9 protein-coding genes are annotated in these 6287 nt (G+C 55.5%); 4 read left to right on the top strand and 5 right to left on the bottom strand.

Annotated elements, in window-relative coordinates; genetic code table 11:
- Positions 1 to 11 precede the first annotated feature (11 nt).
- Positions 12 to 1079 carry an aldo/keto reductase gene (locus FN633_RS01480; RefSeq protein ID WP_154056499.1) on the bottom strand — a complete coding sequence of 356 codons (1068 nt, stop codon included), beginning with the start codon at positions 1077 to 1079 and terminating at the stop codon, positions 12 to 14.
- 176 nt (positions 1080 to 1255) lie between these two features.
- Between FN633_RS01480 and FN633_RS01475 the strand changes: the two genes are divergently transcribed.
- Positions 1256 to 2119: an AraC family transcriptional regulator gene (locus tag FN633_RS01475; protein WP_208673911.1), complete on the top strand. Its 864-nt coding sequence runs from the start codon at positions 1256 to 1258 to the stop codon at positions 2117 to 2119.
- Between the two features lie 35 nt (positions 2120 to 2154).
- Here FN633_RS01475 and FN633_RS01470 read toward each other — a convergent pair whose 3' ends face one another.
- Positions 2155 to 2454, bottom strand: a complete 300-nt coding sequence (locus FN633_RS01470) for a hypothetical protein (protein WP_154056497.1) — start codon at positions 2452 to 2454, stop codon at positions 2155 to 2157.
- Positions 2455 to 2532: 78 nt separating this feature from the next.
- On the bottom strand, positions 2533 to 3288 hold the full coding sequence (locus FN633_RS01465; protein WP_154056496.1) for a DeoR/GlpR family DNA-binding transcription regulator: 756 nt from the start codon (positions 3286 to 3288) through the stop codon (positions 2533 to 2535).
- An 82-nt stretch (positions 3289 to 3370) separates the two neighbouring features.
- Here FN633_RS01465 and FN633_RS01460 point away from each other — a divergent pair, with 82 nt between their 5' ends.
- Entirely contained in the window at positions 3371 to 3955 is a 585-nt protein-coding gene (locus tag FN633_RS01460) for an NUDIX hydrolase (protein ID WP_154056495.1), read from the top strand.
- Positions 3956 to 3962: 7 nt separating this feature from the next.
- On the opposite strand, the gene FN633_RS01455 is transcribed toward FN633_RS01460, so the two are convergent.
- Positions 3963 to 4418: a GNAT family N-acetyltransferase gene (locus tag FN633_RS01455; protein WP_154056494.1), complete on the bottom strand. Its 456-nt coding sequence runs from the start codon at positions 4416 to 4418 to the stop codon at positions 3963 to 3965.
- 146 nt (positions 4419 to 4564) lie between these two features.
- Between FN633_RS01455 and FN633_RS01450 the strand changes: the two genes are divergently transcribed.
- Entirely contained in the window at positions 4565 to 5179 is a 615-nt protein-coding gene (locus FN633_RS01450; RefSeq protein ID WP_154056493.1) for a GNAT family N-acetyltransferase, read from the top strand.
- A 6-nt stretch (positions 5180 to 5185) separates the two neighbouring features.
- On the opposite strand, the gene FN633_RS01445 is transcribed toward FN633_RS01450, so the two are convergent.
- A complete protein-coding gene (locus tag FN633_RS01445; protein ID WP_208673909.1) occupies positions 5186 to 5617 on the bottom strand; it encodes a PACE efflux transporter in 432 nt (143 codons plus the stop codon).
- Between the two features lie 114 nt (positions 5618 to 5731).
- Between FN633_RS01445 and FN633_RS01440 the strand changes: the two genes are divergently transcribed.
- Positions 5732 to 6262: a TetR/AcrR family transcriptional regulator gene (locus FN633_RS01440; RefSeq protein WP_208673902.1), complete on the top strand. Its 531-nt coding sequence runs from the start codon at positions 5732 to 5734 to the stop codon at positions 6260 to 6262.
- The last annotated feature ends 25 nt before the right edge of the window (positions 6263 to 6287 follow it).

Below are 6287 nucleotides of genomic sequence, written 5' to 3'. Positions count from 1 at the left end.
GATATCCGAATCTAACGCCCCCTCACAGCCGTCCCGCCGGTGATCAGCTGCTGCGCCATTGGCCGGGAGATAAAGCGCGCCGGGAAGATAGGGTCAATCGCGCTGGCCTGATCCAGACGCTGGAGCTGCTCATCGGTGAGCACGATATCAAGCGCAGCAAAATTGTCCTCGGCCTGAGCGACGGTACGTGCCCCAATAATGGTGGACGCGACAGCGGCGTTACGTAGCGTCCACGCCAGCGCAATGTGTGACGATGACGCCCCGCTCTCGTGGGCGATGCTGCTCACCACCTCGGCAATGGCCAGTGCACGTTCGTTAAGATGGCCGGTCGAGGCGATGATCCCCTTACGCGTCGCTGCCACGTCGGCACCGTTTTCATCCGAGAGATCGGCCCGGCTGTATTTCCCGGTCAGGATCCCACCGCCAAGAGGCGACCACGGCAGGACGCCGAGTCCCATCGCCTGCGCCATCGGGATCAGCTCGTGCTCTACCGTACGCTCAACCAGGCTGTACTCTATTTGCAACGCCACGAACGGTGACCAGCCGCGCAGGTCGGCCAGCGTTTGCATCTGGGCAATGCGCCATGCGGGTGTGTTACAGATACCGAGGTAGAGAATTTTGCCATCACGAACGAGATCGTCGAGGGCGCGCATCACCTCATCCGGCGAGGTAGTGAAATCCCACGCGTGCAGATAGAGCAGATCGATGCGGTCGGTATCGAGCTGTCGCAGGCTGGTCTCAACGGAGCGGACGAGGTTGTAGCGGTGATTCCCGCCCGCGTTAGGGTTACCTGCTTCACGAGACATGGTGAACTTGGTAGCCAGCACGATGCTGTCGCGTTTCGCCTTGATCATCCGGCCGAGAGTTTTCTCCGCGCTGCCGTTGGTATAGTTAACCGCAGTATCGATAAAGTTGCCGCCGCGTTCGACATAGGCATCAAAAATGCGTTGCGCTTCCGCATCATCCGCGCCCCATCCCCAGTCAGAGCCAAAGGTCATAGTGCCCAGTGAAAGAGGTGAAACACGTAATCCGGAACGGCCCAGCAGACGATACTGGTTAAGAGCAGATGATGTAGTCATGATGTCCAATCTCCTAAAAGCGTTGAGTTCGACTATCATCCTCTATCAGAACGCGGCTCGGCGGATAGACATGAGATCCGCAATGATTGCACGATTGTCCTGGCTGAACGATGCTCTCTATGCGGGGAGTTTTTTCAGGGATACCATGCCTGCCTATGAACAGACTGAATGCTCTTGTGGATATTATTGGACGCCATGCCCCGGAGGATGGAACATACCGCTGCGCTCTGCCTGGCGTGACGCTGATCCGCGCGTCGTCGCCAACTATGCCGATGCCGGTGATCTATACCCCAACGCTCTGTCTTGTGGCACAGGGAACCAAGGAGGCGCGCCTCGGGGAGACAGCCTACCGTTATGATGCAGCCAACTACCTGATTGCCTCCGTTGAGCTCCCTGTCATGGGGTCGGTTATCGAGGCCACGGCGGAACGGCCATACCTCTGTCTGCAGCTTGATTTCGATATGACCGCGCTGTCAGAGCTGGCCATTCGCTATTCTGCTCCATTGACCGATGCGCAGGCCGCCCCCTCAGGAATTATGTTAAATAAGACCACCCCGGAACTGCTCGACGCGGCCATACGCCTCGCTAGCCTGCTGGATACGCCGCAGGATATTGATGCGCTTGCTCCGCTGACGCTTAGCGAGATCCTGTATCGCCTGCTCTCGGGGCCACAAGGCGACGTTATCCGCCATATGGCGCAGGGCGAGAGCCGGCTTAATCAGATTGCCAGATCTATTATCTGGATCAGAACCCACTTTCGGGAAGCGTGCCGTATTGAACAGGCAGCCAGCGTTGCCGGGATGAGCCGCTCGGCGTTCCATCACCATTTCAAAGCCGTTACCACCATGAGCCCTATTGAATTCCGCACGCACCTGCGCATGCAGGAGGCGCGACGGCTAATGGTGAGCGAGGCGATAGACGCCGCCAGCGCGGGCTTTCATGTCGGGTATGAGAGTCCGTCCCAGTTTAGTCGTGACTATGTGCGCATCTTCGGTATTTCCCCTGCCCGGCACGCCAGCCAGCTGCGTAATCCATCGTGAGGATGAGTGCCGGGACGAACCCGGCACGATGAGGGTTAATTGCGGGGGGTATTATGCCAGTGTTGCTCGCACCGCTCTTTCGCCTCGGTGACCAGGTCACGCAGGTCCGGGAGGGGATCGCCAGAGCCATAGTCCAGCGTATTGGTGGCTTCTTCCTGCTCCTCTTTCGCGGCGAAGCTCAGGGTCTCATCCTGCTTTTGCCAGCTGCCATCGCGCTGTTGGTATATCAACGCATAGGTTGGCGTCTTTTCGTCATCGCCATAGATCTCGTATTTTTGCGTTGGTGCCGCTTCGGGGCCAAACTGCAGCGTATCGATCAGGGTTGAATCAGCCATCGTTATCTCCTCTTCGTTAAGGAGTAAGGTTAGCTTATAAATGGCGAGGCTGCGGGCTTGCCTGTGGGATCGTGAGACTCAGGCTTTCACCACCGATACGCCCTGCGCTTCCACCGACCGGATCCACTCTTCATCGGTTCCTTCTTCCACCACCACCGTATTGATAAGCGCCAGGCTACCGATCGCAAAGGGTGATGCGGCGTTGATCTTCTCCGGCGACGCCAGCACCACTGTCTCAGAGGCTCTGCCGGAAAATGCACGTTTGATACACGCTTCTTCGTAATCGCCGGTGGTCAAACCCGCATCCGGGTGAATACCGGTCACGCCCATAAAGAAGAGATCGGCATGGATGCTGCCGATGCCCTCTATGGCCGCTGCGCCGACGGTGACAATGGAGTGTTTATAGAGGCGGCCGCCAATAAGGATAACCTCAATAGCGGGGTGATCAATCAGGCCGAGGGCAATGCCTGGGCTATGGGTCACCACCGTAATGCGCAGATCGGTAGGCAGCTGCTTAATAAGCTCCGAAGTTGTGGTTCCGCCATCGATAATCACCACCTGCCCGTCTGAAATCAGCTCAACGCCCTTGCGGGCTACACGCTGTTTGGCGTCTATTTTTAGCGACCTGCGCTCTGAGAAGGTGCCGGTGGCCGATGACGCAGGCAGCGCGCCGCCATGCACCCGTTGCAGGTGCCCTTCCGCCGCCAGCTCGCGTAGGTCCCGGCGGATGGTATCTTCCGATACCGCAAAATGCGCGCTGAGATCCTTTGACAGAACCTGGCCCTCGGCGGCCAGCTTTTCACGTATCAGCTGTTTACGTTGACTGGTTAGCATCGTTTTCCTGTTTGCATGAATTATCTTGATGTTGCACGTAATTGCTGTTTATGATGGTTACTCTACGTATTGGAGCGCTATCATGCAATCAAAACATGCAGAAGTACGTATCATCAGCACGCAAATTCTTTCCGACGACTGGTACACGTTAAAAAAGTACACCTTTGCGCTACAGCGTCAGAACGGCGAGTGGCAGCAGCAAAACCGGGAAGTGTATGACCGGGGCAACGGCGCGACGATCCTGCTCTATAACCGTCAACGACGAACCGTGATCCTTACGCGCCAGTTCCGCTTTCCCGTATATGTAAACGGGCACGACGGCATGCTGATCGAAGCGGCGGCTGGCCTGCTGGATAATATGGATCCAGAAAACCGTATTAAAGCGGAGGCGGAAGAAGAGACCGGGTTTCGTATTTCGCACGTTGAAAAGGTGTTTGAAGCCTATATGAGTCCAGGCTCGGTAACGGAGAAGCTCTATTTCTATATCGCAGAGTACCAGGCCGCAGATCGAACCGGCGCTGGTGGTGGTTTAGAATCGGAAGGTGAAGATATCGAAGTGCTGGAGATGCCGCTGGATGAGGCATTAGCCGCGGTTGAAAGCGGCCTGATTGTGGATGCCAAAACTATTATGCTGCTCTATCACGTTGCCCTGAAGGGTATTTTATAGGGCTTACCTATAGAGCCTTATACATAAATACGCTCAGGGGATCTTCTTGATAGGGAGGGAACGGATCGCACAGCTGATAGCCGCAGCGTTGATAAAGCGTAATAGCGGGCTGCTGACGAATGCCCGTTTCCAGCCGAAGTACACGGCAAGCGGATTGAAGCGCAAGCTGCTCCAGACTGGAGACGATCCGCTCACCGATTTTGTTGCCGCGGTATTGAGGGCGAATATAGACGCGCTTGATCTCTGCGGCGCTATCGCCCTGAAGAAAAATGGCTCCGCAGCCGATCGCTTCACCTTTATCGTCACGCACAATAATGCAACGAATATCCTCTTCGTTAACCGTGGAGAAATCGAGGCAGTGATTACTCTCGGCGGGATAAAGCGTACTCTGAAATGCGTCCAGCTCGCCGACTAATATAGCTAATTCTTCTGAATCCTTGTTAATTTTCACCACATCAAACATTTTTCTTATGACCCTCTTTTCCTTTACGGTTCATAAACTTATATCACCTCTCCCTCATGAAAATAAAGCAAATAATCGCTTTGAAAGTGACACGCTGGTCTGGGATGATGTGGTTGACAATTATTCGAATATGCTCAGGAGAAAGGATGAATAACAGCACGCAAACCGTCCCTGTCGGCTACTCAGACGTTGCCCCCGGCTGCATCGCCTCGGTCGTCACCTGCCTTGAAATGCGCACGAAGCCAACCGAAGCTCCGCTTTCTCTGCCGGAGGGGTTTTCACTACGGCCATTCAGCGAGCGCGATCCTGACCTTTACCGCAGCCTGTTCCGCAAGGTGGGCGCAAACTGGCTGTGGTTTTCACGTCTCGTCATGAGCGATGAGACGCTGATTAGCGTGCTGCACAGTTCTAGCCGGGAGATTTACTGCGTTCACCATAACGGCCAGGATGTTGGGCTGGTGGAACTGGACTTCAGCGAACCCGGCGAGGCCGAGCTGGCTTTTCTTGGCTTAACGCAGGACGTTACCGGTAAGGGCATAGGCCGGGCGGTGATGAGCGCGGCCATAGAGCTCGCATGGGCTAAACCTGTCCAGCGTTTCTGGGTTCATACCTGCACCTTCGATCACCCTTCCGCGCTAGGGTTCTATATCCGCTCAGGGTTTACCCCCTACGCCCGGCGGGTAGAGGTGCAGGCCGACCCGCGCCTCAGCGGTCATCTGCCGCTGGACGCCGCGCCGCATGTGCCGCTACTGCCTGCCTGATGGTATTTAGGTGGCGGGGATCGGTTCGCGCACAAAGACGCGGTCGAAAAGCCAGGTAAAGACAAAAGCGTAAGCAAAGAAGAAGGTGATGAGGCCGATCTCCATCATGAACGCCTTCACCAGACCGACATCGTAGTACCACATAAAGAACGGCACGATCAGAATAATAAACATCGTTTCGAAAAGCAGAGTATGCACAATTCTGATAAGAAGCGTGCGCTTCAGAATGTTGTTCCGCTTTTCCCACCGCTCAAAAAGGGTGTTGTAGATGTAGTTCCAGACAACGGCCACGATGGAGGTGGTCACGGCCACCGGCAGCGAGCTGGCCGCGTCGCCGTGGCTCATGCCTGAAAGCAGCAGGGATGAGAAGAAGATGGCGATGACCTCAAAGGCGGTGACGTAGGCAATCCGGCGGGGAACCGGTTTGAGATAGAACATGGCAAACCTCATGTGCGATGATATGGCTGAAATTGCGTTGATTTCAGACCCTGTAGTAGACTGGCTGGAAAGTTAACATACGACCGTATTTAAATCAATATTAGGGAGATACCCGTGGCACGACCAAAAACGATAGACCGGGATAGCCTGCTGGATGCGGCGGAGAACGTGCTGGGCCGCGAAGGTGCCGCCGCCCTCTCCTTTGGCGCTATCGCAACCGAGGCTGGCATCTCGAAGGCCAGCGTGCAGTCGGTTTTTGGCTCACGGGAAAAGGTGCTGGATGCCCTGCTGGATCGCTGGCTTAATAAAGAGCAGGAGCGCTACCGCACGTTGCTTCCCGAAAATGCTGATGCCAAAGCGCGACTGCTGACCCACATCAGCGCGACCCAGCAAGAGACCTCAGAGGCCGGGATCAGAACCTTAACCCTGCTGGCAGCCCAGGCCGGGACGCAAAGTGAAAGCATGGTTAACTGGTATAAAGAGAGATTTGGCAATCTTGAGGCCACCGACGAGGCGTCCAGAAAACGGCGACTACTCTATCTGGCCACCGAGGGCGCTTTTATGATGCGAAACATGGTCGGCTTTGAGAGTGGATCCGCGTTCTGGGATGAGGTCTTTAACGATCTGAAAGAATTTGCGGGTTAATATGCCAGTTCGGCTTTTATCGAAA

The organism is Pseudescherichia vulneris, assembly GCF_902164725.1.
Taxonomy (GTDB): Bacteria; Pseudomonadota; Gammaproteobacteria; order Enterobacterales; family Enterobacteriaceae; genus Pseudescherichia; species Pseudescherichia vulneris.
This window is presented reverse-complemented; position numbering and strand designations above follow the sequence as displayed.

Excerpts from the sequence above, each read along its gene's own strand:
- FN633_RS01480 (WP_154056499.1), bottom strand. The coding sequence starts at position 1,079 with ATGACTACATCATCTGCTCTTAACCAGTATCGTCTGCTGGGCCGTTCC.
- FN633_RS01470 (WP_154056497.1), bottom strand. The coding sequence starts at position 2,454 with ATGGCTGATTCAACCCTGATCGATACGCTGCAGTTTGGCCCCGAAGCG.
- FN633_RS01465 (WP_154056496.1), bottom strand. The coding sequence starts at position 3,288 with ATGCTAACCAGTCAACGTAAACAGCTGATACGTGAAAAGCTGGCCGCC.
- FN633_RS01460 (WP_154056495.1), top strand. The coding sequence starts at position 3,371 with ATGCAATCAAAACATGCAGAAGTACGTATCATCAGCACGCAAATTCTT.
- FN633_RS01455 (WP_154056494.1), bottom strand. The coding sequence starts at position 4,418 with ATGTTTGATGTGGTGAAAATTAACAAGGATTCAGAAGAATTAGCTATA.
- FN633_RS01450 (WP_154056493.1), top strand. The coding sequence starts at position 4,565 with ATGAATAACAGCACGCAAACCGTCCCTGTCGGCTACTCAGACGTTGCC.
- FN633_RS01445 (WP_208673909.1), bottom strand. The coding sequence starts at position 5,617 with ATGTTCTATCTCAAACCGGTTCCCCGCCGGATTGCCTACGTCACCGCC.